Below are 25,638 nucleotides of genomic sequence, written 5' to 3' on the forward strand. Positions count from 1 at the left end.
TTATGAGTGGTATCAAGAAAAAGGGTTTATTTGATTAATTTTTGAGAAGAAACTATTTATAATCTCTTTTCACTATTCTGACGTTTACTTGGGCATCTTCATGCCCATCATATTCAAAAAATTTGACAACTAAAAGATCTCTATATTTACTTCCGTATATATCGGAATATTTAACAACGAGATAAAACTCAACTGCACGTTGTTCAATTAATTCCTCAACGTAATCAACATCTACGTAACAAACAATAGTTACAGTACCATCTTTCTTAATTTCATAAGTAGAATCTAACTGAATCATTTTATTACTGTCAGTAACAGTTATATGTTTTGCAACTTCACCCAAATTTTTAATTTCAAATACTAATCTAAGTACTTCTTCTGGTTCTTGAAATTCTGGAACACCATCAATCAGAATAGTATTACCTCCTTCTACCTCAAAGCTATATCGAACGTGATTAATTTCTAGAAAGGGTTTTGCTGCAAAATATTTAGCTTGTATTTCTTGCTGTTGAAAACTTACTAATTTAGATTGTTGTTCCACACTATTTTTAAGTTCTTCACATTGCTTATTAAAAGCTTCATTACTAATTTTTAGTTCTTTACCTTGTTGTAAATATCCTAAATAAAGGAAAAGGAAAGCTAATGGAGCAAATACACCAGCTAAAAAATCCCCTAGTTCATTCGAATTAAGAAGACGGTTTTCTCCTTTACTGAATATTAAACATACGGTATGTATAACAACAAAACTTAGATAAATAACAACTACCCAAAAAGTCCATTTTTTGTAAAAAGCCCAAGTTTTATAGAATGGCTGTTTAGGTGGTACTGGGTTTTCCATGGAATTCATTACTCGTTAATTGATTAAAAACAGATCATTTATGTAATTAATAATAATTAGGATCATCTGTAAAGTTTTTATTATGCAACCATGAAATTGCATAAGGAACATTCAATTGAGGTAGTATTTGATTATGATCTATAGTGATTTTTAAAATTTGAATTCTTATTACATCAATTGCATCAGTATAAAAAAATTTTAAGTAAAGAACTGATATATCTTCCCTTTCATCAATGACATAGCGGGAATGAATGTTAAAGTTAATATTTATTCCTTTTTCTAAATCAGTTGGTAAAAAATCAGCCCCTTCCCATACGAGTTGATTATTTACGTAATCTTTGGAATACATTGTAAAAAGACTTCTGCATAGATTTCGACTATTTTTTAAATTAAATGAGAAAATAAAACATAGAGCACCATGAGACTGTAATTGTTTAATTTCAAAATCTTTTACATGGAAATAGGGCTGAGCATTAATGATTTCTAATTCTGTTTGCCTCTTTTCTCTATCTATTAATAAATCTAATTCTTGTTGAGCCGTAATTGCTAAGCTTTTCTGTTGCGCCACACTATTAGATAATTCTTCTATTTGTAGACTTAATTCTTTGCCCTGTTGGTGATAGCCATAAATTAGCCACATAAATACTAAAGGTGCAAAGAAGCCAGCTAAAAAATCTCCCCACTCATTTGGTCTTAAAGTTCTCACCCCCTTCACATCTAAAAGGCAATATAAAATAACCATTGCCAAGTACACTATCGTGAATATAAGCATATATGGGAATTTTGACTTTTCTTTAGTTTCTTCAATTTTATTGGTATCCACTATAATATTTTCCCGTAATATAAAAAAATGTAAATTAACAGAAATAAATATACTTATAAATAATGATTAATCTGATTAAATAAAATGCATCTTATTTTGTAAATTGACAGAATCTAATGTTTAACTTGCTGTAAATATCTCTTTAAAAGCATTGATTTGTTTATATTGTTGAAGCTCATCCAAAGAGTTAATGCTATGAAAAAATAAGTTTTGTTTTTGAAATACGGCGACTTGTGCATGTAAAAGTTTAAAGCAGTCTTTTAAACTTAATCGTTGTTTGTCAATTTGCTCTCTTATCGTGATCAGACTTTCACGTTTTAATAAGCAAAATGGGTATAAAGCATCCCCATTAATTGAAACATAGGCTGCCTGAGCTTGTTTATTTTTGCGAAGTGCGCTGTGTAATTTGGCAACGACTTGCGTAGGTATATACGTCACATCACAGGGAATAAACAAAACATAATCTGCCTTTACATGTGACCATGCGCTTTTCATACCCATAAGCGGACCGAAAAAACCGGAAGAATCATCTTGAAAACACTTAATATCAGGCACAATACTTTGATAAATCGAATAATCACGATGACTATTTACCCAAATTTCAGATACAGATGGCTTTAGTTTTTGATGAATTTTGAATAGTTGCGTATCGCCATCAAATTGCTGTAACAGCTTATTTAAACCATTCATACGGCGGGCTTGTCCACCCGCCAAAATGACCAGATCAGTTACGGGATATCCCTTATTCACACTTCCACCTCTTGTTGGCAAGCTTTAATCAAGCCACGAATCTCAGGTAAACATGAACCACAGTTCCCACCTGCTTTTAAACATGCAGTAACCTGTTTTTCATGGGTAATGTTTTGTGTTTTTATCACGTCGATAATTTTATTCTTACCTACTTTAAAACAACTACACACTAAAGGCCCATCATTATTAGTAGCCGACATTGGCATACCCGCTAGTAAAGCTTTTCGGTGCAAGGCGCTCAAACGTTCTCGTTTAAACAGACTCGCTACCCAATCACGGTCTGGCAATAAATCTGGCGGTGCAATATATAGACTTGCAATTACAATGCCATCTTTCAAAATAACACTATGGCTCAGTTGTGAAGAGATATCTTCTATGCTTAACCATTCAAAGGTTTCATCGGCAAATGGTAAAAAGCTTTTCAGATTCTTTTGAGTATTGTGAAAAGTTTGGCGGTCTGCAAGTTCATAACGGTTGGTTTTAACCATTTTGACTTTTGTCCACCATGCACAGTGATGTAGCGATTCTTGAATATGCGAATCGTATCCTTCACGAATATAGAGCACACCTTGCCAAGTGGTATAGAACGGCTGAATAGTTACAGGCGTATGTTTGAATTCAGGTTCACCTGAAATTGCATCAACTTCTGGATTAACGACTTTACCAATACGGGCGTCGGATGCAACCTGTTCAGTCCAGTGAATCGGTGCAAAAATTTGCCCACGACGTACCCCCGATGAGAAGGTCACACGTAGTACACAACTGCCCCATTTCGAACGAACTTCTACTAAACCTTGATCACGTACACCAAACTTTAAGGCATCATTTGGATGAATCTCACAGAATGGTTCAGCGCGGTGACTGGTCAAATTTGGTGACAAACCAGTACGCGTCATGGTGTGCCATTGATCACGAATACGTCCCGTGTTCAAAATGAGCGGATAATCTTCTGAAACTGCATGTACCGGATCGATTGCAACAGTCGGAATCAATTTTGCCTTGGCATTTTTATGACTAAACTGGCCCTTGCCAAACAGTTGTTGAACGGCTTTAGCGTCTTGGTTTTTATCCCATACTGGCCATTGCACTGGTTGTAGAGCATCGTACTCAGCATTACTTAGGTTAATTAAACCTTTCAAGTTGAAATAACGAAAATTATTACTTTGTTCACGAGCATCTATGTCTGCATTGTCTTGTGCAGATAACGCTGCATGCTCATTAAAGATGTCACTTGCACTCGCAAAGTCAAAACCTTTAAAGCCCAATTTTTTTGCGACTTGGCTAACAGACCACCAATCTGATTTTGCTTCACCCGGCGCAGATAAGAATGCGCGCTGACGTGAAATACGACGCTCAGAGTTAGTCACGGTTCCATCTTTTTCACCCCAACCTAAAGCTGGAAGTAACACATCGGCGTAAGCCGTAGTATCGGTATCGGCACAGATATCTGACACAACGACCAATTCGCATTTCTCTAATGCACGTTTCACCTGATCGGCATCTGGCAAACTCACCACTGGATTAGTTGCCATAATCCAGATCGCTTTAATTTTTCCGGCTTCAACCGCATTAAATAAATCAACTGCTTTCAAACCAGCTTGAGTTGCAATAAATGGGCTATCCCAAAAGGTTTGCACTACTTTTTGATGTAATGGGTTATCTAAGTCCATGTGTGCCGCTAGCATATTGGCTAAGCCACCCACTTCTCGACCACCCATCGCATTGGGCTGACCTGTCATCGAAAATGGTGCAGCGCCGAGCTTTCCAATTTTGCCTGTTAGTAAGTGACAGTTAATAATGCTGTTGGCTTTATTCACGCCCTGACTTGATTGATTCACACCCATTGAAAATAGGGTAATGATTTTTTCAGTTTGAGCAAATTTCTCAAAAAACTGTTGCAACTTATCGAGTGCAATTCCCGTACGCTTTGCGACATATTCAATATCAGTTTCTGGCTCACTGCTTTCCAAAACATCTTGCAGACCTTCGGTATAAGTATCTATAAAGGCCTGATCGGCATGACCATTTCCATATAAATATTGAAATAAGCCATTAAATAATGCGACATCTTGACCCGGCAAAATCGGTAAATGTAAATCCGCTTGTTCACAAGTACTGGTAAAACGTGGATCAATCACCACAACAAACATATCTGGATTGTGGCTTTTAGCCTGCATAATCCGCTGATACAGCACAGGATGGCACCATGCGGTATTAGAACCGACCAAAACCACCATATCTGCATGTTCAAAATCTTCATAACTTGCAGGCACAATATCTTCACCGAAACTCCGTTTGTGACCTGCCACCGCAGATGACATGCAAAGGCGTGAGTTGGTATCAATATTTGCAGTACCCAAATAGCCTTTTACAAACTTATTCACCACATAATAGTCTTCAGTCAAAAGCTGACCTGAAACATAAAATGCAATGCTGTCACGACCATATTGATCGATACAAGATTGGAATTTATCGGCAATTTTATTAATGGCGGCATCCCATGTCGTTACCACCCGATCAGCTTTGCGCCCCATCATTGGTTGTAAAACACGTGTTTCTAACCCCAAAGTATCCGCAAGACGGCTACCTTTAATACATAAGCGTCCAAAGTTGGAAGGATGCTCGGCATCCCCCTCAACTTGCACCACAGGTCCTTGAGGTTTTTGTTGGACGTTTACGCTAACACCACAGCCCACCCCACAATATGGACATGTTGTTTTAGTGATTTTTGCAACATGGTCGGAGCTATCGATTTCAACGTTTGGAATACTATTCATAACTGCTCCTTTGCCTATTTAGCCTGCATTTTTTAATGCAAAATCTCGACCAAATAGCAGTTTATTTCTAAATGAAGAAACAGGTGTTTGGTCTGCAATTAACTCTGCATACCACATGCCATCTTCAGTATCACCGAACAGTACTGCACCGATTACCCGATCGCTTTGAATGATAATACGCTTATAAATCTGGCGTTTTTCATCGTTCAGTATAATGTCTTCATAATCATCTTTCGGCTCAAAATTGCCCGCAGAGAATACATCGACACCACTGACTTTTAACTGAGTCGGCACAGTGGGTGCTTTAAAAGTTAAGCTGCCGTGTTCAGCCAGATGGGTCGCGCAAATAAAAGCTTGCCCCCACAGTGGTTCAACCAAACCGAAAGTTTGACCACGGTGTTCAATACACTCACCCACCGCATAAATACTTGGGTCAAATGTTTGCATGGTGTCATTCACCAATACACCACGATTACAACGTAAACCAGCACTTTGTGCCAAAGCAATATTTGGACGAATGCCCACAGCAAATACCACAAGGTCAGCATCTAAGACCGTGCCATCTTTCAAACGGATTTGTTTGACATGACCATTTTCATCACCAATTAACGCCTCTGTATTGGCTTCGGTAATAATATGAATGCCTTTTTGCTCAATGCTATGACGAAGTAATTGACTCGCACGTCCATCAAGTTGACGTTCCATAATACGGTCCATCAAATGCAATACTGTGACATTCATACCGCGTTGTTTTAAACCATACGCCGCTTCTAAACCGAGTAAACCGCCACCAATCACCACTGCATTGGTTTTTGAATCGCAGTATTCAATCATGGTGTTGACGTCATAAATATCGCGGAAAGTTAACACGCCCTTTAAGTCAACACCTTGAACTGGTGGAATAAATGGTGCCGAGCCTGTTGCCAGAATTAAACGATCATAATCAACTGTCCGACCTTTTTCGGTGTAAACCACTTTACGTGGGCGATCAATTTTTACGGCTTTATCACCGGCAATAAATTTAATGCCTTTATCGTCATACCACTTTGGTGGATGCAACATAATGTCTTCAATGGTTTTTTCACCCGATAAAACCGGAGACAACATAATACGGTTATAGTTCCCCCATGGTTCTTCACCAATCACCGTAACTTCATAACGATCTGGCGCCATATCAAGTAAATCTTCCAGACAACGCATCCCTGCCAAACCATTCCCGATCAGCACCAGTTTAAGTTTGTCTTGTGATACACCTGTATTGGTAATATAAGTTTTTTGCGGCACCGCGTTGACCCAGACACGGCCATCAACAATTTTGCTCGGATAAACTGCCAATTTTTGGTCTTTATCTTCTAAACAACGGCCCGTTGCCAAACTAAAATGTTGTTTATAGATTGGCGATGCAACGACGCGTTCGCCTTGTAAATCTCCAATAATGCCGCGGCTCATCACATTCGCTTGGCTAAACGGATCTTTATTACTCAGCACGTAAACACGTTTTTCATGTCCTACACGGAAGATTGCTACAGCTTGGCCCCCCACTAGTGCACCCGCACCAGTATTTGGGGTTAAATCATCGAGTGCACAAACGTCAATCCATTGATCATCAGGAAGCATATTTTTGTCTTGTACAATATTCATATAATTTCTCCTTTATGCTTCAACCATTGGAATGCGGTCTTCTGAACGTTCAGCTTCGGTTAATGGACGGATTTGACCACGTTCAGTTGTAAATTGAATGTGTGGATCGGCCTGTTCATTTGCTCCTGCATTGATATACGTTTGGAAGCGTTTACGAACTTCAGGATTTTCCACCGCAGTACGCCATTCGTCTTGATATGTGCCAATGATGTGTTCCATACGGCGTTCAAGCTCGGCAGCCAAACCAAGTGAATCATCCACAACTACAGATTTAAGGTAATCTAGGCCACCTTCCATGTTGTCGCGCCATACACTGGTACGTTGTAAACGGTCTGCTGTTTGGATGTAGAACATATAGAAACGGTCGATGTAACGGATGAGCGTTGCTTTATCAAGGTCAGATGCAAGTAATTCAGCATGACGTGGTTTCATACCACCATTACCACAGACATAAAGGTTCCAACCTTTTTCGGTCGCGATAATACCAACGTCTTTACCTTGCGCTTCTGCACACTCACGAGTACAGCCAGACACTGCCATTTTTAATTTATGTGGTGAACGTAAACCTTTGTAGCGGTTTTCAAGCTCAATCGCTAAACCAACCGAGTTGTCTACCCCGTAACGGCACCAAGTACTTCCCACACATGATTTCACGGTACGCAATGATTTACCGTAAGCATGACCAGACTCGAAACCAGCAGCATTTAACTCTTCCCAAATGAATGGAAGCTCGTGAACTTGCGCACCGAACATGTCAACACGTTGACCGCCAGTAATTTTGGTATATAGATTATATTTCTTCGCAATTTGACCAATCGCGATTAAACCATCTGGTGTCACTTCACCACCAGCCATACGCGGTACAACCGAGTAAGAACCGTCTTTTTGGATATTACCCAAATAGTAGTCATTACTGTCTTGTAAGCCTGCATGGCTTGGCTCAAGGACGAAATCGTTCCAGCAAGATGCCAAAATATTTGCGGCAGCAGGTTTACAGATATCACAACCTAAACCATGACCATGTTGATGAATCAAATCATCGAATGTCTTAATTTCATTGACACGAACCAAGTGATACAACTCTTGACGCGAGTACGGGAAGTGTTCGCAAATGTGGTTATTTACAGTCACACCTTGACGTTGTAACTCTGACTTCAACACTTGCGTCACTAATGGTGCACAGCCACCACATGCTGTTGCTGCTTTGGTGCATTTCTTTAATGCACCTAAAGAGGTCGAACCATCGCTAATTGCTTGGCAGATGTCCGCTTTTGATACGTTGTTACATGAACAAATGGTCGCGCTGTCTGGAAGTAAATCTACACCGCTACCACCAGACTTACCTGCTGATTGTTCAAAGCCAGGCATAATCAAGCTTTCAGGAACTTCAGGTAAAGCCAGACCGTTTAACATCATTTGTAAAAGGTCGTTGTACTCTTTCGCATCGCCCACCAAAACCGCACCCAGCAATTTGGTTTTATCTGCATTTATAACTATCTTTTTATAAACCAGTGCATGCTCATCTGCATAGAAATAGCTTAATGCACCCGGCGTCATAGCATGTGCATCACCTACAGAGGCAACGTCCACACCCATCAACTTCAACTTAGTGCTCATGTCTGCACCAGCGAAGCAATGACACTCTTCATCTAAAATGTGTTTTGCTGCAATACGTGCCATGTCATAGCCCGGAGCAACCAAACCATAAATTTTGTTTTGCCAAAGTGCACATTCACCAATAGCATAAATATTGGTATCTGAAGTTTGGCAATAATCATTAATGACAATACCACCACGCTCACCAATCGCGAGTCCACTATTGCGTGCGAGCTCATCACGTGGACGGATCCCCGCAGAGAATAAAATGACATCTGCTTCAAGCTCGCTACCATCTGCAAATTTCATTACATGTGTAGTGCTGTTGCCACATTCGATAGATTGTGTCGCTTTTTGTGTATGAACTTTTACACCAAGGTCTTCAATTTTACGGCGTAAAACTTTACCGCCCAAATCATCAATTTGAACTGCCATTAAACGTGGCGCAAACTCAACAACATGTGTTTCTAAATCTAAATCACGTAAAGCTTTTGCAGCCTCAAGTCCAAGTAAACCACCACCAATCACTACACCTGTTTTTGCATTAAGACTCGCTGCACGAATCGCGTCTAAGTCTTCAATCGTACGGTAAACGAAGCAGTTTTCACGGTCATTACCCGGAATTGGTGGAACGAATGCATACGAACCAGTTGCCAACACCAATTTGTCATAGCTGATGACATCACCATGATTGGTTGTGACTGTTTGTGCAGCTGTATCAATTGCAGTTGCTTTTGTATTTAGACGTAAGTCAATGCCATGAGCATCAGCAAAGTCAAAACGCGCCAAAGATAAATCTTTTGCTGATTTCCCAGAGAAATATTCTGTCAAATGTACACGGTCATAGGCGATACGAGGTTCTTCCGCGAGAATCGTGATTTCCAGTTCATCATCTGCTTTTTCTAAAATGGCTTCGATGAATTTGTGGCCCACCATACCATGACCAATCATTACCAATTTCATAGTGTTTCTCCTCAAATCACGTTGCTTTTAAGCTGCGTTATTGCGTTCTCAAATAGACGTTGTTTTTTTGCCTTGTGTTCTACCGAGAAGCGAATCAATCTCACAAAGCATGTAGCTGCTTGGAATCCATTTTTCCCACTCGTTAATGACACCCAATGCACAGCAAAGTCATAAAAAGAAATAAAAAAAGCGAGCCCCCCCATAGAGAAGGCTCGCATCGCTGGAACTGAAAAATTAGATAATTCAGATGTAACTTTTTTATGCAATAAAAATAAAGACATGGCCTTCACTCCGACTGAACGTAAATTCTTTGTGTGCACAGTTGCACTCACAAATTCGATCAGAACGGACATCGTTGGCCGTCTTTAAAATTTATGGTCGTCTTCGACCTGTAATTAAGTAAGCATTTTGCATGCCAATCCTTATATAAATTTAATTTAAAAATTTTTTATTTTTAATTTCATATAGATATAATTTCGCCAGCTATCTTATAAAAATAATGTCTTATTCTATTTGCCCCATCGCGGTACACTTAAATGGTTAAGATAAAAATATGTCTTGCCACAAAATGAATCGTATTTTTGCACCAAGACTGACCACATTAGTTCTTTAGCTCGCTGAAATGCCACTTAAACTGGATTTTTTGTTTAATTTTGGATGGCACTAATCTTGCTTAAAACCTGATAACAAAAAACGCGTCGAATTGGCGCATTTTCTTAGCCTGATTTTCTGAACTTATGCCAAAACTCAAAATAGCCCTTATTGATGATGATCATGCGCGAGCAGACTATATAAGAAAAAGTCTGCTTGAAAATGATTTTGAAGTGGTCGCTTGCCTTACTTTGGACCATTTAAATATTTTTCGTCTCGAGCATTTACAAGCCGATGTGATCTTGCTCGATATGGATCATCCTCATCGTGACATTATTGAAAGTTGTGTGAGTAGCTATGACCTACCGACTGTCCTGTTCACTAAAAATTCAGATAAAGACACCATCAAACAAGCCATCGATGCGGGAGTAACGGCTTATATCGTAGATGGCATAGACCCTGCCCGTTTACATACCATTTTAGAAATCTCGATTGAGCAATATAAAAAGCACAAAAAACTCGAAGGTGATTTAAAAGAGGCTCAAACCAAACTGGCTGACCGTAAAGATGTTGAAAAGGCCAAAGTGTTACTCATGCAACTCCACGGGCTGCCTGAAGATACAGCTTTCCAACTTCTTAGAAAAAATGCCATGAGTCACCGTATAACGATTGGAGAAATGGCACGGCGGTTACTTGATGCCCAAAAATTACTCAACAATCAACTAAAGGATGAATAAATGAGCACATTAGAAAAGACTCAATTACAACTCGGCTATATTCCTTTGCTTGATTGTCTTGCATTGCTTTGGGCAAAACAAAGAGGCTTCTTTGAGGAAGTCGGTTTAGATGTCACTTTAGTTAAAGAAGCATCATGGGCAAGTCTTCGAGACCGTCTTGCTTTTGGTCTATTAGATGCAGCGCATTGCTTATCTGCAATGTTACCTGCGGCGGCTGTAGGCACGGATCAAATTGGCACGCCACTACAAACATCACTGGTTTTAAGTGAAAACCGTGCTTTCATTAGCTTAAGTCAAAAACTTACTCATCAACTTGCAATTCAAAAAAATGATACGGCCCAAGTAACAGCGCAAAAAGTGGCAGATTATCTCGAACAAGGTCACTCCATTTCTTTAGCGCATGTATTTAAGCATTCTATTCATCATTATTGTTTAAGAGAGTGGCTCGCTTTAGCAAACCCTGAACTTGCTCAATCTATCCAGCTCAAAACATTACCGCCACCTTATATGGTTGAAGCATTAGACAAACATGTGATTGATGGTTTTTGTGTAGGAGAACCTTGGAATACTCAAGGCGAGCTTCTGGGTTTAAGTAAAATGATTTGCTCAAGTCAAAACATTATTCCTCGTGTGGCTGATAAGGTTTTAGCCGTAACTCAAGAATGGGCTGAACAGCATCCACAAACACTAGTTGCACTCACCACGGCAATTATGAAAGCCCAACAAGAATTGAGTGAGTTAGACGATTTTGCTCCAATTTTAAAATTATTAGTCGAGTTTGGAATTGTGCGCTTCCATTGTTCAGAAGAGATACATGTCGACAAATACTATATGATTCAGGATATTGTCCGTCATTTAGTAAAAGAAAGTGCACTGCCAAAAGTTGAAGACTTTTATTGGCTGCTCGAGCAAATGCAAAAATGGGATGAACTTCAACTCGACCAAGCACAAATCACAAGCTTGGGTGCTCAATGCATTAATCTTGAGGCTTATGAACAAGCTAAACATCGCTATCGTTCATAACTTTTCTACTCATCAAATCGCCATAAAAAAAGCTGTCTTTTATGACAAAGACAGCTTGAAAGACCCATAAGACAAAATGCGAAACACGCATTCCTATATTTTCTAGGCTCAACTGATCCATTGAAAATATAGCGCTTATGGAAATGATCATATCTATCTAAGCGTATCATTTTCAGACATTTTCATATCAATAACTGCCACTTGATCAATTTCAGTTCATTATTCAAAGCATCTTAAGTCAGTCTTTAAATATTTATCTCTTCTATAAGCCTTAAATCTACCCATGCTCACTACAGTATAGCGATGCATCAATTACGCGGATGAGGTCATAAATTTCATTTTATTTCTTCAAAATAATTTCTCGCATCTGTCTTAATTAAATTAATTTTTTTAGTTCTAAAGTAATTTATTGCCTATGTCATTATATTTAAAAAGATTTATTTATTAATCCTTTTGTAAAACTTAAATATTACGATTCAAATAATTAGATAAAAAAAATTAGTGAAAAATCCTCTAAGTCCCTCCTGTTTTTAGTTACAAACCGCAACAATCATGGCACAAATGGTAATAATAATTAAATTAATAATCATTATCATTCACACCACATAAAAACCTGAGAAGATCTACCATGATCCATGAAAATATTCTCGACTGCATAGGTAAAACGCCACTACTACAATTATCAAGGCTATTCACGCATCAATCGATCTCAGTGATTGCGAAAATGGAATTGTTAAACCCAGGAGGAAGTATTAAAGACCGTCCGGCATTATTCATGCTACAGGAAGGCCTGAAATCTGGAGTGATTAATAAAGATAGTCATATTGTTGAAAGCTCATCAGGGAACTTAGCGATTGCGCTTGCAATGGCCTGCAAAATATATGGATTAAAATTTACTGCCGTTATTGACCCGAAAATAGCCTCAGCAAACTTACAAATGTTGAAGCTCTACAAGGCCAATATCGAAATGGTCTCTGAAAAAGATCAAAACGGCGGTTATTTAAAAACCAGAATCGACACTGTAAAACGACTCTGCCAACAGCTTCCAAATGCTGTTTGGATTAATCAGTATGCCAACCCAAATAACTGGAAAAGCCATTATTTTGGAGAAGCAGAAGAAATCCTAAATCAAATTGATCGCAAGATTGATTACCTCGTAATTGGGGCAAGTACCTCTGGCACGATTATGGGCGTATCTCGTCGCCTTAAAGAAAGATTTCCAGAATTAAAAGTGATCGCAGTCGATATCGTCGGCTCTGTGTTGTTTGGTGGCACATCTGGTCCACGCGAAATTCCTGGCATTGGTGCAAGTACTGTCCCACCGCTACTCTCCCCCAATGAAATTGATGATGTCATTTATGTAGATGACTATGAGTCGGCACTCGGTTGCCGAGAACTTCTTGAGCATGAAGGAATCTTTGCTGGCGGTTCAAGTGGCTCATCAATTTCAGCCATCAAAAAACTGATTCCAACCATTCCTGATGGATCGTGCGTCTTAACACTGTTGCCCGATCGTGGCGATCGTTATCTCGATCTTGTTTATGAAGATGAATGGTTCGAAATGATCAAGAAGCGTCACTTCAATCGAAACTTACGACGCCAAGAAAACCTTACTTTACAAAATGTTGTTTAACCTTCTCCTTAGGAAATATTCATGAGCAATTTGGCTACCCTTCGCTACTTAAGTCAATCAGATTTATTAAATCTTGGCGCAAATCATAGTAATTCATTTATTGAAGCAATTACTGAAGGTTTAACCCTGCATGCAAATAAACAGTTTGTTCAACCTTTAAAACCTTATCTTCGCTGGCAAGGTGCAGACCATATTGCCGACCGTATTATCGCAATGCCTTGTTATTTAGGTGGCAACGACCCGATTGCCGGAATCAAATGGATTGGTTCAAGACAACATAACCCTAAAAAATTCAATATTCCGCGTGCCAGCGCACTGATTGTTTTAAATGACTCAGAAACAAATTATCCAGTTGCGGTGATGGAAGGCAGCCTCATCAGTGCAATGCGAACTGCGGCAATTACTGGTGTTTCAATTAAATATCTAGCAAAAAAAGACTTTTCAGACATCACCGTGATTGGCTGCGGTCCAATTGCTCAAATGCAGATTAAAACTGTACTTGAACAATATGCTCAAGTAAAAAAAATACATTTATTTGATGTAAACCCTGAAGCAGCTGAAAAACTTAAAACATTGTTCTTATCAGAATATCCGCAGCTAGAAATTGAAATTCATGACAGTGCCAAGTCTGCAATTCAGCAAGCTGACGTCCTCATTACCTGCACAGTCTCAGATAAACCTTACATTCCATTTGAGTGGCTTAAAAAAGGCTGCTTTGTTTCAAATATTTCAATTATGGATATCGAGCCTGAAGTCTTCTTAAAAGTCGACAAAGTCATTGTGGATGACTGGGACCAATCAAACCGAGAAAAGAAAGTCATCAATGTACTGGTTGAAGATGGCTTATTCAGCCGTGAAAAACTACATGCTGAACTTGGCGACATCATTATTGGTCATAAAAACGGCCGTGAACACGAAGATGAAATCATTTTGCTCAACCCAATGGGCATGGCGATTGACGATATTGTCTGCGCTAAATGGTTCTTCAATGCTGCACAAGAACAAAACGTTGGCACGGTTCTACCGCTTTTATAAGAATAGGAATAACTAAAATGTTAGATCGGATTTACACAGCACAACTACAAAAAACCATAGATGCACTCTACATGGAGAATTATGGAGATTTTAAAGATCATATTTCCTATAAAAAGCCTTATCTGGCAATTACTCTCAATGATGAGTTGGAACTCTATTTCAGCTGTTTAAAAGTAGATGGTGTAAATCCTTTCTATGTTACCCAACCCGAAGTTTTGCTTCATAACCTCTTAAGTAATACAACGTCTGAAATTTCTATTTCTGAAGTTTTTAACTATTTAACTAAAGCAACTTGGTGGCCTTCACCACACCATCAAAAAGCGATTAATTATTGGCTAGATAACTTAGTAACGGCTGAAAAAATTCCTCAAATTTTACAGTCAGCCCTTTCATTTTCTTCACCTTTAATGACCAGTGAATTGCTATCACTGGTAGCTGATCGTCCATTTCATCCGTTCGCTCACTCAAAAGGTGAACTTGCCCCCCTCACAACTCAAAAAGAAATTGAGGTGTATTGGTGGGCATTTAAGAAAGATGACGTGATCAACAATATGGAGTCGATTCCTCACAAAGAGCTTTTGTTATCAGAAGTTGAGGAAAGTCTTATTGCTGACAAAATGGCTGAGCTTTCAGATGATTACTTAGCCCTGCCGTTGTTAGAGACGCAACATCGCTATTTAAAGCTTGATGAAAATAAATACGGCGGTATTGACCTAAACCATGTCACCACAATTGGTTTACCGACTTCTTCTTTAAGAACCCTTATTCACAACACAAACCCTACTCTGCATTTAAAACTCTCGACCAATGCCAAAACATTAGGTGCAATCCGCTCTATGCCAGGTCGTTATTTAATGAATGGACATACGGCTTATGATTTTTTAAATGACGTCATTAATGAAAGTCCTTTAATAAAAAATAGCCTCTTTTTGAGTAATGAAACACATTGGTGGGTACTAGGTAAACAAGAGCCGATTATAAAAAACTTAGGGGTGATTGGCTGCCAAGTCAGACATTTACCCGACTTTTGCCAAGATAAAAATGTCACGCCAATCACTATGTCAGCTTTAAGCTGTACCTATGTTGACCCTTGGGAAGCTTTAGGCGTTGAAGGTGACAAATGGTCATTACTAAAAGACTTAAGTATCCATTTTATTCAAACATTCTTAACGCTTTGGGCAAAAGGCATCATGCCTGAATGCCACGGGCAAAACACCATGGTGTGTTATGAAAATAATAAGTTTAAATGCTTTATTTTACGTGACCACGATACCTTAAGAATATGTACCATAGCCATTGAAGAAAGTGGTTTTACGCCTCCGGTTTATACCATTGACACGAGTACACCGAACAATCTTATCTTTACTAAAAATGAAGACTTATTTAATTACTTCATTACCTTAGGGATTCAAATTAACCTCTACCCGATTGCTTTAGCTACCTTGAAATATACGGATCGAACGGAAAACGATTTCTGGGAGATGGTTCAAGACATTATTCAAAATTTTGTAGAAACCCAACCTATTTCAGAACAAACAAAATCGCAAATTCAAACTTATCTTTTTGACAATAAGACTTGGCCGTTCAAACAGCTACTTACGCCTTTACTTGCGCAAGAAAGCAACTCAACGGGCATGCCAAGTAAAATCGGAAGTACGCCAAACCCTTATCACAGCTTATCTGTTTCTAGCTATGAGACCATGGACATCTAAATCATGCGCTCATCTCGCCTAGATCATTTCATTATTTTGCTCTGTCAGTTTTTTTCCACTTTCGGGCTCATGGTGCTGATTCCAATCATGCCGCTCTATATGGAAAAACTGACTGCGCATATGAGTGCTCCCACTATCTGGGCAGGTTTGGCACTCGCAGCTCCAGCTATTGGCAGCTTATTTACAGCACCAATTGTGGGTCATCTATCCGACACATTCGGCCATAAAAAAGCCTTGTTACTTTCTCTGGCTGGTTTCTGTATTTCAATACTGCTCATGGCGAGCGCCCAGCATTTATACCTGTTTATTTTCGCGCGAATTTTACTGGGTTTTTGCGGTCTTTCCGTGATTTTAAATGCCTATGTTTCATATCTTTCTAATGAACAACAACGTGGTGCCGCTTTTGGGCAACTACAAAGTAGTGTTGCGCTAGCTTGCCTATGTGGTCCCGTGCTCGGCGGGATATTTATGGATCAATGGCGGGTTGAAGTATTACTCAACGCGACAGCATTTGTTGTGATGACACTCATTGTGATTGCGTCATTTGTATTAACCAATCCCGTTAAAACCGAAACCACAAAAACCAAAGAGAAATCTAAGCTTCCAGCTTTCTTTGATAGAACGATTTTTTCATGGTTAAGCGCCGGCATTTTGGTTCAAGCGGGCGGCTTTGGTTTGGTGTCATGCTTCGTTTTATACATTAGTGAAATAAGCCAAAGCACTCACTCATCGTTATCTGCTGCGAGTTTAACGGGAACAATTCATGCGCTTTCATGGGGAGCAGCATTTATTGCTGCAACCTATTGGGGAAAAAGAAATGATGATAAAGGAGATTCTTTTAATAACTTCATTTACGCATCCTTAATTTGCGGCATCACGATTTTCGCATTGATCTGGGTTTCTAATCTCTGGCTGATTCTTGTATTACGACTCATACAAGGCTTCTGCTTTGCAGCCCTTATTCCTTCGATCTTGCACACAATTTCTCTAAAAGCCGGCGCTCAAAGCCAAGGAAAAGTGATTGGTATTTCTAACAGTGCCTTTGTCTTAGGACAACTTATTGGCCCAATCACGATCACGCTCACCTACTCATTTTTCAATATTACTGCTGCATTAATCTGCACCTCACTATTTTTTATCGGTGCGGGATTAGTGGTGATTTTGAACAGATTCTTAATAGATACAATTTTAGAAGAGGCACAAGAATGAACTCAATTATTACAACCGATGCATGGTCTTATAAACTTTTCGAACAGTACCTGAATACTTTCTTTCGTGAACTCAAAGTAAATCTTGAAAAGCATATTATCCCAGCTCAAGATTCTCCTTTATTCACACTGTATGCAGAGCGCCCAGACACCCTGTATTTTGCTTATACTTTTAATGCATCTAATACGATTGTTTATGGTGCAGTTCAGCATCTATCCACCACTGGTTATCATAGATATCAACGTGGTTTTGTTCTGCAAAATTTAAACGACAATACATTTGACTCGCTCACCGACCCAAAAAAATTAGTGAAGCTGATTACAGACGAGTTGAATAGTTTATTTAAAGATAAAAACCAAAATAAAAACCTGTACTCCGATATTGCCAATAGTATCGAAAATACAAAATTCTTTTTAGAAAATAAGCCTTCCCAAACAGTAACTAAAGCGTTAAGTGGTTTTCAGGCAACCGAACAAGGCATGTTATATGGGCACCCTTTTCATGTGACTTCTAAAGCCAATTTAGGTTTCTCTAAAGAAGACATGAAAAAATATAGCCCTGAGTTAGGCGCAAGTTTCCAACTTCATTACTTTGCAATCCATTCTTCTTTAATCCAAAAGCTTGTAAGTGAAGAACAGCTTTCTCATCGTATTGAAGATGAAGTTTTAAAAACTGCAAAAGAACGTTTACAAGAAAACTTAGCAAATTACGAGCTAATGCCAACCCATCCGTGGCAAGCTAATTTCTTACTTCAACATCCATCTTTAAAGAAACATTTAGATAGCCAAGACGTGATCTATCTGGGAGCTTTAGGTCAAACCGTATGGCCGACCTCATCCGTTCGTACAGTATGGTTGCCTCAATCAAATCTATTCTTAAAGCTATCAATTGATGTACGAATTACCAGTTTCATTCGTAATAACCCAATGGATGAAATGGAACGCGCGATTGATGCGAGCAAAATTATTATTAATCACAAGATTAGTGAGCAATATCCAGACCTTGTGATTCTGCCGGAGTTAGAGGCAAAAACAGTCAAAATTCCAGAGCTTGAAAGTTCATTTGGCATCCTCTATAGAGCTGGGCTCACTACTGATGTATTAGAAAATACCCGAATGCTGGGCGGCTTGGTTGAAGAAAATGAAAACCATGAAATCCCACTTTTAAGCTTTATTCAGCAAGCGGCACCGAATCAAAATCTACAATCGAAAGACGCGAAAGACTTCATTACTTTCTGGTGGAAACAGTACGTTAAAGTTTCACTGATTCCATTAATTGAGTTGTTTGCAAATAAAGGCATTAGCGTAGAAGCGCACATGCAAAATAGTTTAATGGAATTTAAAAACGGCTATCCACATCGCCTTATTCTTCGAGACATGGAAGGCATTAGCATTGTTCCAGAAATGATAAAAGACGACTCATCTATTTCTGAAGATAGTACCGTTTGGTTCTCTCAGAAAGATGCGTGGACCTTTTTAAAATATTACCTTGTGATCAATCACATTGCTCATCTCATCAGTGCAATTGCACGAGTTACGGCCATTGAAGAATCTGAACTTTGGCAAGCCACACGCCTTACGCTCACGCAAGAAAATTTTAGCGCAAAAGGTGAGCAATACCGCGATTTATTAATTAATTCACTCACATTACCAATCAAGGCAAATATGTTAAATACGCTCTACCATAGTGGTGGCAACCCAATCTGGATTGAAGTTGAAAACCCTATTTATAAATATCGCGGCGCAGAAGCACTTTGCCCTCTTCAACCAACACAACAAACCAATTATAAAACCCTCGCGGAAAATCGCGTGATGGGCCAATTATTAGAAGCACTCATTTTTGAAAATACTTTTAAATACGAGTTTTCTAAAGGTCAAATCAAGTTCTATATTTCCGATACCGTTTTTTATACCTGCGCGGCCAAACGACACTTTAGTTTTAAACGAATTAAGTTAGATCCTTCAAGCTTAGTCCGTTCTGATATTACTTTAGGCACTGAAACTCGCCCTAACTTAAAAACATTACTTGCCGATCTAAAAAATATTATTGAAGCTGACCCAGTTAAATGGCAAAACTTTAATGATGAACTCAATTTAACTTACGTTAAACATGCGCAAACTTTAAGCCAAGCCCCTGCTCAACCTTTAAGAACCTTGTCTTATTTAGAACAAGAAGCACGGATTACCAATGCACATTTATATCACCCAAGTTTTAAGTCTCGTATCGGCTTCGATTTAAAAGAAAACCAGAAATATGCACCCGAGCTTTCTGAAGGTTTTACGGTTCAATGGGTCGCGACTCATAATAGTTTATGTAAACTGGTTTTAAGTGAAACCATTAACTTAGAGCAGCTTTATAAACAGCATTTTTCAGAAAAAGATCTACAAGCCATTAACGATCAATTGAAAGAGCAAAATGTAGATTTTAAAGATTATATCCTCACTCCAATTCACCCGTGGCAGTGGGATAAAATTATTGAATTATATTATCAAGATGCAATCAGCAACCAACTGATCATCCCGTTAGATATTGAAGGTCCGACTTATTTACCACAGCAATCGATTCGAACCCTATCAAATATTAGTGATATCTCGGCGCTTTCTCTTAAATTGGCAATGAACTTGGTCAATACTTCTACCTCTCGTGTATTGGCGCCACATACCGTTCAAAATGCGGCAAAAATGAGTGATTGGCTTTATAACATTGTTGAACAAGACCATATTTTAGAAAAACAGCGTAAGCCTGTTATTTTAAGAGAGATCGGCGGTCTTTCAGTTAACCAGCAAATTGCGCTACCTGTTCAATACGGCGCACTCGCCTGCATTTGGCGCGAAAGTATTTACAGCTACTTAAAAGAAGGCGAATCGGCAACGCCAGTAACAGGACTAATGCAACTCGATACAGACCAAAAACCGCTAATCGATGAGTGGATTCAAGAGTACGGTATCGAGTTCTGGTTAGAAAAATTACTCACCAATGCATATTTACCAATCATGCATATTTTATGGTGCCACGGCCTCGCTTTAGAGTCACATGCACAAAACATGGTTCTGATTCATAAAAATGGTTTACCCGTTAAAGCGGCCTTGAAAGATTTCCACGATGGAATTCGCTTTAGTCGTCATCTTTTACGTGAGCCGGAGCTTTTACCTAACTTGCAAGATGCACCAAAGGAACATGCCAAAATTAACCCGAACTCGTTCTTGGAAACCCACTCTCCAAATGAGTTAAGAGACTTTACTCAAGATGCACTTTGGTTTGTAAATTTGGCCGAGTTAGCAATTTTCTTAAATGAACATTATGACTTCGATGAAATCAAATTCTGGACCATGTTAAGAACTATCATTAATCAGCATAAAGAAGCTCACCCAGAGTTTAGCGAACGATATGAATTGTTTAACTTTACAGATGACACCATCGATATTGAACAGCTCGCAAGCCGCCGTTTCCTTCCAGAAATTCGCTTAAGAGTACAAACCACTCCGAACCCGCTCAGCCTCATTAAGGAAATTGAATATGAATAAGCATTCGATTTCTTTTAAGAAACGAATAGCAAATGGCGAGATGCTCTACGGAATATTTTGTTCCGTAGCTTCTCCAGTTAATGTCGAGCAACTGGCACTTGCGGGCTACGACTTTATTATTATCGACTTGGAACATACTTTATTTAGTACGTCTCAAGTCGAGACCATGATTTTAGCCGCTAGAGCCATGAGTCTTGATGTCTTTGTCAGGGTGCCGTTAAACGCCAACCATTTAGTTCTACCTCTGCTCGATGCAGGGGTAACGGGTATTGTGTTTCCACATATTGAAAATGCTCAGCAAGCACAAGAAGCCGTGAACTATTGTCACTATATGCCTCTTGGGCAAAGAGGTCTCAACTCGACAAGGTTAAATCGATATGGCATAGATGATTTAGCTAGTTTTGTTCAACACGCAGCAAACGAAACGGTTGTCGTTGCCATGATTGAAAGCTTAGAAGGACTAGAACAACTAGATGAAATATTAAAAGTTGAAGGTATTGATATTATTCTAGAAGGTGCTGCCGACCTTTCCCAATCAATGGGAATGCCATGGCAATCTAGCCATCCAAAAGTGAAAGAAAAAGTTCAAGAGATGTATATAAAGACTAAAAATAGTCAAAAGCATTTCTGTGCTATTCCACGCCAACCTGAAGATATTGCAGCGTGGAAACAACAATCCGTTCAGCTTTTTGTACTCGGTGATGACCGCAGCATTATTCGCCGTGCCCATCAAAATCATTTGAATTCTTATAAAGAAATCTCATAAATTTTCAGTTGTGTAGAGCGATGGGTGCACCTTCCTCTACACAACAATTAATAAAAATAAATTTTATTATTTTTTGTCCAACAACGATATTGTGAATTACAATCATTCTCACTTATAATTCGACAAATTTAAAATCACTCTCAGGGCGAGACAATGGGAAATAAGATAAAAAGTCACAAACTTTTTACGAGGAAGTCTGAAGTAAAAAATATCATTCCACTCCTTTCACTTGGTGGGGCCATCTTTCTCTCAAACTCGGCCTTTGCAGCCTCAACCTCTGAGACAACAGATGTTGAAAAAAAGCCTGAGGCACTTCCTACAATTACAATTACCGCTTCACGCGCAGATGAACTTTCTACTTCGGCCAAGCAAGTGACCAAGCTAGATGAAAAACAAATTGAACTTTTAAGAAATGGTTCATCTGGTAGTATTGCAACCGTTTTAGCAAAAGCCGTACCGGGCCTATCAGACTCAAGCCGAACCATTACCGATTATGGTCAAACTTTACGTGGTCGTAATGCTCTCATCTTGGTCGATGGCGTTCCAATGAACCTGACACGCGACACATCAAGAGGACTTTCAGCAATTGATCCTGAAAGTATTGCGAACATTGAAGTAATTCGCGGCAGTAACGCAATTTATGGTGGTGGCGCTGCAGGTGGTATTATTTCAATTACCACGAAAACGGCTGGTGGCGAACCTACAGCTAAAACCGTAGTTGGGCTACAAACACCTTTAACAAACTTCCGTTCTAATGCTTTAAGTGGCGATATTCATCAATATTTCACAGGCAGCTTTAACGCTTTTGACTATGCACTCGACTTTGGTTATCAGCGTATTGGTAGCCCGTACGATGCAAGTGGTGACCGTGTTGCACCAGAACCAAGTCAGGGCGATTTATATGATTCTGATGGCTATAGTATCGGTGGTAAACTTGGTTATCATATTGATGACAACCAATACCTACAATTCGCTGCAAACTATTATAATGCCGAGCAAGACTCAGATTATGCATCTGACCCAAGTGTGAAAAATGCTCCTGCTGGAACTGTACCAGCGAAAGCAATTAAAGGCTTAAAACTCAAAGACCAAAATAAAAACGAAAACCAGATCTACAATTTAACTTATAACCATAAAGACTTTTTTGGTAATAAGGTTGATGCACAAATTTATTATCGCGACTTCTTTACACGTTTTTCACCATTTGATGCACGAAAAAATGCAAATCGTGGAGGACAAGTAGATCAGATCTATCAAGAAAATAATGTACTCGGTAGCCGCTTAACTGTTACCACACCACTTGAGTTTTTAGGTGACACCTCATTGGTTTGGGGCGGTGACTTTAGCCGCGAAAAAAGCGAAATGCCTTTAGATATTTTCGATCAAAAAATTTATGATCAATCTGGTGGCTTAGAGTTTGTAAAAATTGGCAAACTTATTTATTTACCTGAACTCACCACGCAAAGTGTGGGTGGCTTTGTACAGTTAAAACACCGTTTTAATGACCAATGGTCAGCAGAAGCAGGTACGCGTTATGAAGATAGCTATGCCCAAATTGATAGCTTTGTTCCATTATCACAATTAGGTAAGCCTAACCCTTATACCGTTGAGGGCGGAAAAGTGAAAGCTGATGCATGGTTGTACAATGCTAATGTGACTTTCTCTCCAAATGACCAACACTCGATTTATGCATCTTTTAACCAAGGTTTCCAATTACCTGATGTTGGTTTGATTATTCGTAATGCTGGTGAAGGTTTTAACCTTGGTTCATCATTCTTAGAACCCGTAAAAGTAGATAACTACGAGTTGGGCTGGAAAGGAAACTTCAATAACTTCTCTTCAAGTTTAGCGGTCTTCCACTCTACTTCCGACCTAGGTGCGGTGCAATCTTTCAACAATGGTTTAGTACTCGCTAGAACCAAAGAAAAAGTCACTGGTGTTGAAGCAACATTTGATTATCTTGACGATGCCAATGTTTGGGGAACTGGTGGTAGTGTTACGTGGATGAAAGGTCGTGAAAAGCCGCAAAACGGTGCTGAACAAGATATGACAGGCTTCCGTATTCCACCATTAAAACTAACAGGTTATATTTCTTATAGCCCAACGGAAACATGGACGAACCGCCTGCAAGCCACTTACTTCGGTTCAGAAGATTACCGCTTAAATGGCAAAAATAGTTTTGGTCGCTATGATGTAAAATCTTATACAACAGCAGATTTAATCAGTAGCTTTGCCCTTAACAAAAAAGACACTGTGACGATTGGTTTAGAGAATATGTTTAACCGCAAGTATTATCCTCTATATAGCCAATTATTACGAACTAGCGATAACACTAGCCATTTAGTGGCAAATGGTGCAACGCTGAAAGTTTCTTATAGCCATAAATGGTAATCAAAAACTGACATTGAATGTGTCACAAAAAGGAGATCCATGTGATCTCCTTTTTCTTATTAAAAATATTAAATCCTTATCTATTTTTTCCATGGTTAACCTAAGTTAAACCCACAGAACCACTCTAGTATTCTGCTAAAAATTTTGTTAACTTGATTTTGTTACGTATTCAAGATACAAATTTTTCATCCAGCACTTTCCCTCACTGTGTTTATGAAAACAATATCAATATGTAGTTTTACCAATATTTTTAATGGGGCAAATCATAATGGAAATCTCACATCGCGAAATTTACGCCCTCGTAGACATTAATAATTGTTATGTGAGTTGTGAGCGACTATTTAATCCCAAACTTATTGGCCTACCAGTCGTAGTACTTTCCAACAACGACGGATGTGTTGTATCACGTAGTGAAGAAGCAAAAAATATGGGTATCAAAATGGGTATCCCATGGTATCAAATCGAACAAGAAGCTCTTCAAGAAGGTGTACACGTCTATTCAAGCAACTACACTTTATATGCTGAAATGTCACGTCGCTTTTTTTCAGTTCTTGGTGAGTTTTTCTCGCCCGATGATTTAGAAGCTTATTCTATAGATGAATGTTTTATTCGTCTTACCCCTTACCTTCAATCTTTAGATATCCATTCTTATTGTGTCAAAGTCGTAGAAACCTTAGAAGAATGGTTAAGCTTACCTTGTTGTATCGGCATCGGATATTCAAAAACTCAAGCAAAATTAGCCAATCACTATGCTAAAAAAATTGGAAGCTTTAATAGAATTTGTAATTTCACTACTTTAGATCCTTTGCTTCTTGAAGACCTGATGCAACATACTTCAGTCAAAGAAGTGTGGGGAATTGGCTATCAATTAGTCAAACAATTACGTAGCTATGAGATTTATTCATGCTTAGACTTAACTTTTGCCAATGAGCATCATCTAGCAAAAGCTTTTTCTGTGGTTATGGCACGTACCATTCGTGAGCTAAAAGGCCAATCTTGTATTCAACTCGACGATCCTGCCATTGTCACCAAACGAATTTTAGCATCACGCAGTTTTGCTCAAGCTTTGTCCAGTATTGAGATTATTAAACAAGCACTTATTTTTCATCTTAACCGAGCCCATCGCCGTTTAATGAAACAAGAACAGTTGTGTGCCTGTGTTCAAGTCTTACTTTATGAAAAAACAGATAAACCACCTTATAAAAAAGCGTCTTCTCAAGCGATAGGGTTAAATTATGCAACAGATGATTTATGCATATTAACAAAAGCAGCCATGCAGCAAATAGATGTTTTATATAAAGAAAATAAAAAATATATAAAGATTGGAGTTTTATTTTGTGGTTTGCATCCTCGTCAACATCATATTGATGATTTATGGCAACCTCTTGAGTTGATTCAGCAAAGACAACAATTAATGCAAACACTCAGCACAGTTCGTAACCGATTCGGTAGTCACTATTTACAAGTCGGTTATCATTCCCGTAATCCATCTTGGCACATGAAACAATGCCACCGTTCAAAAAATTATCTAACTCGATGGAATGAGCTATTAGTGATTGGAGAGAACTCTATAGCCGTTACACAAAATACATGAACTGTTTTTGTCAATTCAGTTTAAAATAAGCTCCA

General features: G+C 38.8%; 17 protein-coding genes and 1 pseudogene. 10 read left to right on the forward strand and 8 right to left on the reverse strand.

The genetic code is table 11. The features are described 5' to 3' along the window. Positions 1-52: 52 nt before the first annotated feature. From J536_RS26130 to J536_RS0104320, 7 genes are all read right to left on the reverse strand, one after another. Positions 53-838: a hypothetical protein gene (locus J536_RS26130; RefSeq protein WP_050680423.1), complete on the reverse strand. Its 786-nt coding sequence runs from the start codon at positions 836-838 to the stop codon at positions 53-55. 46 nt (positions 839-884) lie between these two features. Continuing rightward, a complete protein-coding gene (locus J536_RS26135; protein WP_228130711.1) occupies positions 885-1,661 on the reverse strand; it encodes a hypothetical protein in 777 nt (258 codons plus the stop codon). 120 nt (positions 1,662-1,781) lie between these two features. Then, entirely contained in the window at positions 1,782-2,411 is a 630-nt protein-coding gene (gene mobA, locus J536_RS09775) for a molybdenum cofactor guanylyltransferase (RefSeq protein WP_032062797.1), read from the reverse strand. Continuing rightward, the gene (locus tag J536_RS09780; protein ID WP_032062798.1) at positions 2,408-5,188 is read right to left on the reverse strand and encodes a nitrate reductase; all 2,781 of its coding nucleotides are present in this window, start codon (positions 5,186-5,188) and stop codon (positions 2,408-2,410) included. The genes mobA and J536_RS09780 overlap by 4 nt, the downstream gene beginning before the upstream one ends. An 18-nt stretch (positions 5,189-5,206) precedes the next feature. Next, the gene (gene nirD, locus J536_RS09785) at positions 5,207-6,829 is read right to left on the reverse strand and encodes a nitrite reductase small subunit NirD (RefSeq protein WP_032062800.1); all 1,623 of its coding nucleotides are present in this window, start codon (positions 6,827-6,829) and stop codon (positions 5,207-5,209) included. 12 nt (positions 6,830-6,841) lie between these two features. Further along, positions 6,842-9,388 carry a nitrite reductase large subunit NirB gene (gene nirB / locus J536_RS09790; RefSeq protein ID WP_032062802.1) on the reverse strand — a complete coding sequence of 849 codons (2,547 nt, stop codon included), beginning with the start codon at positions 9,386-9,388 and terminating at the stop codon, positions 6,842-6,844. An 11-nt stretch (positions 9,389-9,399) separates the two neighbouring features. Continuing rightward, the gene (locus J536_RS0104320; protein WP_017480941.1) at positions 9,400-9,741 is read right to left on the reverse strand and encodes a hypothetical protein; all 342 of its coding nucleotides are present in this window, start codon (positions 9,739-9,741) and stop codon (positions 9,400-9,402) included. Positions 9,742-10,125: 384 nt separating this feature from the next. Here J536_RS0104320 and J536_RS09795 point away from each other — a divergent pair, with 384 nt between their 5' ends. Both J536_RS09795 and J536_RS09800 read left to right on the forward strand, forming a co-directional pair. Beyond that, the gene (locus tag J536_RS09795; RefSeq protein ID WP_002115726.1) at positions 10,126-10,716 is read left to right on the forward strand and encodes an ANTAR domain-containing response regulator; all 591 of its coding nucleotides are present in this window, start codon (positions 10,126-10,128) and stop codon (positions 10,714-10,716) included. Beyond that, positions 10,717-11,739: an ABC transporter substrate-binding protein gene (locus J536_RS09800; protein WP_032062803.1), complete on the forward strand. Its 1,023-nt coding sequence runs from the start codon at positions 10,717-10,719 to the stop codon at positions 11,737-11,739. A 5-nt stretch (positions 11,740-11,744) separates the two neighbouring features. Here the strand turns inward: J536_RS09800 and J536_RS25985 are convergent. Continuing rightward, positions 11,745-11,860, reverse strand: a pseudogene (locus tag J536_RS25985) (hypothetical protein). 507 nt (positions 11,861-12,367) lie between these two features. Between J536_RS25985 and sbnA the strand changes: the two are divergent. From sbnA to J536_RS09840, 8 genes are all read left to right on the forward strand, one after another. After that, positions 12,368-13,372 carry a 2,3-diaminopropionate biosynthesis protein SbnA gene (gene sbnA / locus J536_RS09805; protein WP_032062804.1) on the forward strand — a complete coding sequence of 335 codons (1,005 nt, stop codon included), beginning with the start codon at positions 12,368-12,370 and terminating at the stop codon, positions 13,370-13,372. A gap of 21 nt (positions 13,373-13,393) precedes the next feature. Further along, on the forward strand, positions 13,394-14,407 hold the full coding sequence (gene sbnB, locus J536_RS09810; protein ID WP_032062805.1) for a 2,3-diaminopropionate biosynthesis protein SbnB: 1,014 nt from the start codon (positions 13,394-13,396) through the stop codon (positions 14,405-14,407). Positions 14,408-14,478: 71 nt separating this feature from the next. Continuing rightward, positions 14,479-16,119, forward strand: coding sequence for an IucA/IucC family protein (locus J536_RS09815; protein WP_081404114.1), 1,641 nt, complete (start codon positions 14,479-14,481; stop codon positions 16,117-16,119). A gap of 3 nt (positions 16,120-16,122) precedes the next feature. Further along, positions 16,123-17,328 (forward strand): MFS transporter, encoded by a 1,206-nt coding sequence (locus tag J536_RS09820; protein WP_032062807.1) that lies wholly within the window; start codon positions 16,123-16,125, stop codon positions 17,326-17,328. Next, positions 17,325-20,852 carry an IucA/IucC family protein gene (locus tag J536_RS09825; RefSeq protein WP_032062808.1) on the forward strand — a complete coding sequence of 1,176 codons (3,528 nt, stop codon included), beginning with the start codon at positions 17,325-17,327 and terminating at the stop codon, positions 20,850-20,852. Before J536_RS09820 ends, J536_RS09825 begins: the two co-directional genes overlap by 4 nt. Further along, positions 20,845-21,618, forward strand: coding sequence for an HpcH/HpaI aldolase family protein (locus J536_RS09830; RefSeq protein WP_032062809.1), 774 nt, complete (start codon positions 20,845-20,847; stop codon positions 21,616-21,618). The genes J536_RS09825 and J536_RS09830 overlap by 8 nt, the downstream gene beginning before the upstream one ends. A 153-nt stretch (positions 21,619-21,771) precedes the next feature. Next, positions 21,772-24,009 carry a TonB-dependent receptor gene (locus J536_RS09835; protein WP_017480936.1) on the forward strand — a complete coding sequence of 746 codons (2,238 nt, stop codon included), beginning with the start codon at positions 21,772-21,774 and terminating at the stop codon, positions 24,007-24,009. 268 nt (positions 24,010-24,277) lie between these two features. Next, the gene (locus J536_RS09840) at positions 24,278-25,603 is read left to right on the forward strand and encodes a Y-family DNA polymerase (protein WP_017480935.1); all 1,326 of its coding nucleotides are present in this window, start codon (positions 24,278-24,280) and stop codon (positions 25,601-25,603) included. Positions 25,604-25,638 lie beyond the last annotated feature (35 nt).

Origin of the sequence: Acinetobacter sp. 809848 (genome assembly GCF_000581275.1) — a bacterium.
Taxonomy (GTDB): domain Bacteria; phylum Pseudomonadota; class Gammaproteobacteria; order Pseudomonadales; family Moraxellaceae; genus Acinetobacter; species Acinetobacter pittii.

Bases quoted from the DNA above. Each gene is read 5' to 3' on its own strand.
- J536_RS09820 (WP_032062807.1), top strand. From the start codon at position 16,123: ATGCGCTCATCTCGCCTAGATCATTTCATTATTTTGCTCTGTCAGTTT.
- J536_RS09795 (WP_002115726.1), top strand. From the start codon at position 10,126: ATGCCAAAACTCAAAATAGCCCTTATTGATGATGATCATGCGCGAGCA.
- J536_RS09835 (WP_017480936.1), top strand. From the start codon at position 21,772: ATGGGAAATAAGATAAAAAGTCACAAACTTTTTACGAGGAAGTCTGAA.
- J536_RS09830 (WP_032062809.1), top strand. From the start codon at position 20,845: ATGAATAAGCATTCGATTTCTTTTAAGAAACGAATAGCAAATGGCGAG.
- J536_RS09815 (WP_081404114.1), top strand. From the start codon at position 14,479: ATGGAGAATTATGGAGATTTTAAAGATCATATTTCCTATAAAAAGCCT.
- sbnA (WP_032062804.1), top strand. From the start codon at position 12,368: ATGATCCATGAAAATATTCTCGACTGCATAGGTAAAACGCCACTACTA.
- nirD (WP_032062800.1), bottom strand. From the start codon at position 6,829: ATGAATATTGTACAAGACAAAAATATGCTTCCTGATGATCAATGGATT.
- J536_RS09840 (WP_017480935.1), top strand. From the start codon at position 24,278: ATGGAAATCTCACATCGCGAAATTTACGCCCTCGTAGACATTAATAAT.
- J536_RS09800 (WP_032062803.1), top strand. From the start codon at position 10,717: ATGAGCACATTAGAAAAGACTCAATTACAACTCGGCTATATTCCTTTG.
- J536_RS09780 (WP_032062798.1), bottom strand. From the start codon at position 5,188: ATGAATAGTATTCCAAACGTTGAAATCGATAGCTCCGACCATGTTGCA.
- nirB (WP_032062802.1), bottom strand. From the start codon at position 9,388: ATGAAATTGGTAATGATTGGTCATGGTATGGTGGGCCACAAATTCATC.
- J536_RS26130 (WP_050680423.1), bottom strand. From the start codon at position 838: ATGGAAAACCCAGTACCACCTAAACAGCCATTCTATAAAACTTGGGCT.
- sbnB (WP_032062805.1), top strand. From the start codon at position 13,394: ATGAGCAATTTGGCTACCCTTCGCTACTTAAGTCAATCAGATTTATTA.
- J536_RS09825 (WP_032062808.1), top strand. From the start codon at position 17,325: ATGAACTCAATTATTACAACCGATGCATGGTCTTATAAACTTTTCGAA.
- J536_RS0104320 (WP_017480941.1), bottom strand. From the start codon at position 9,741: ATGTCCGTTCTGATCGAATTTGTGAGTGCAACTGTGCACACAAAGAAT.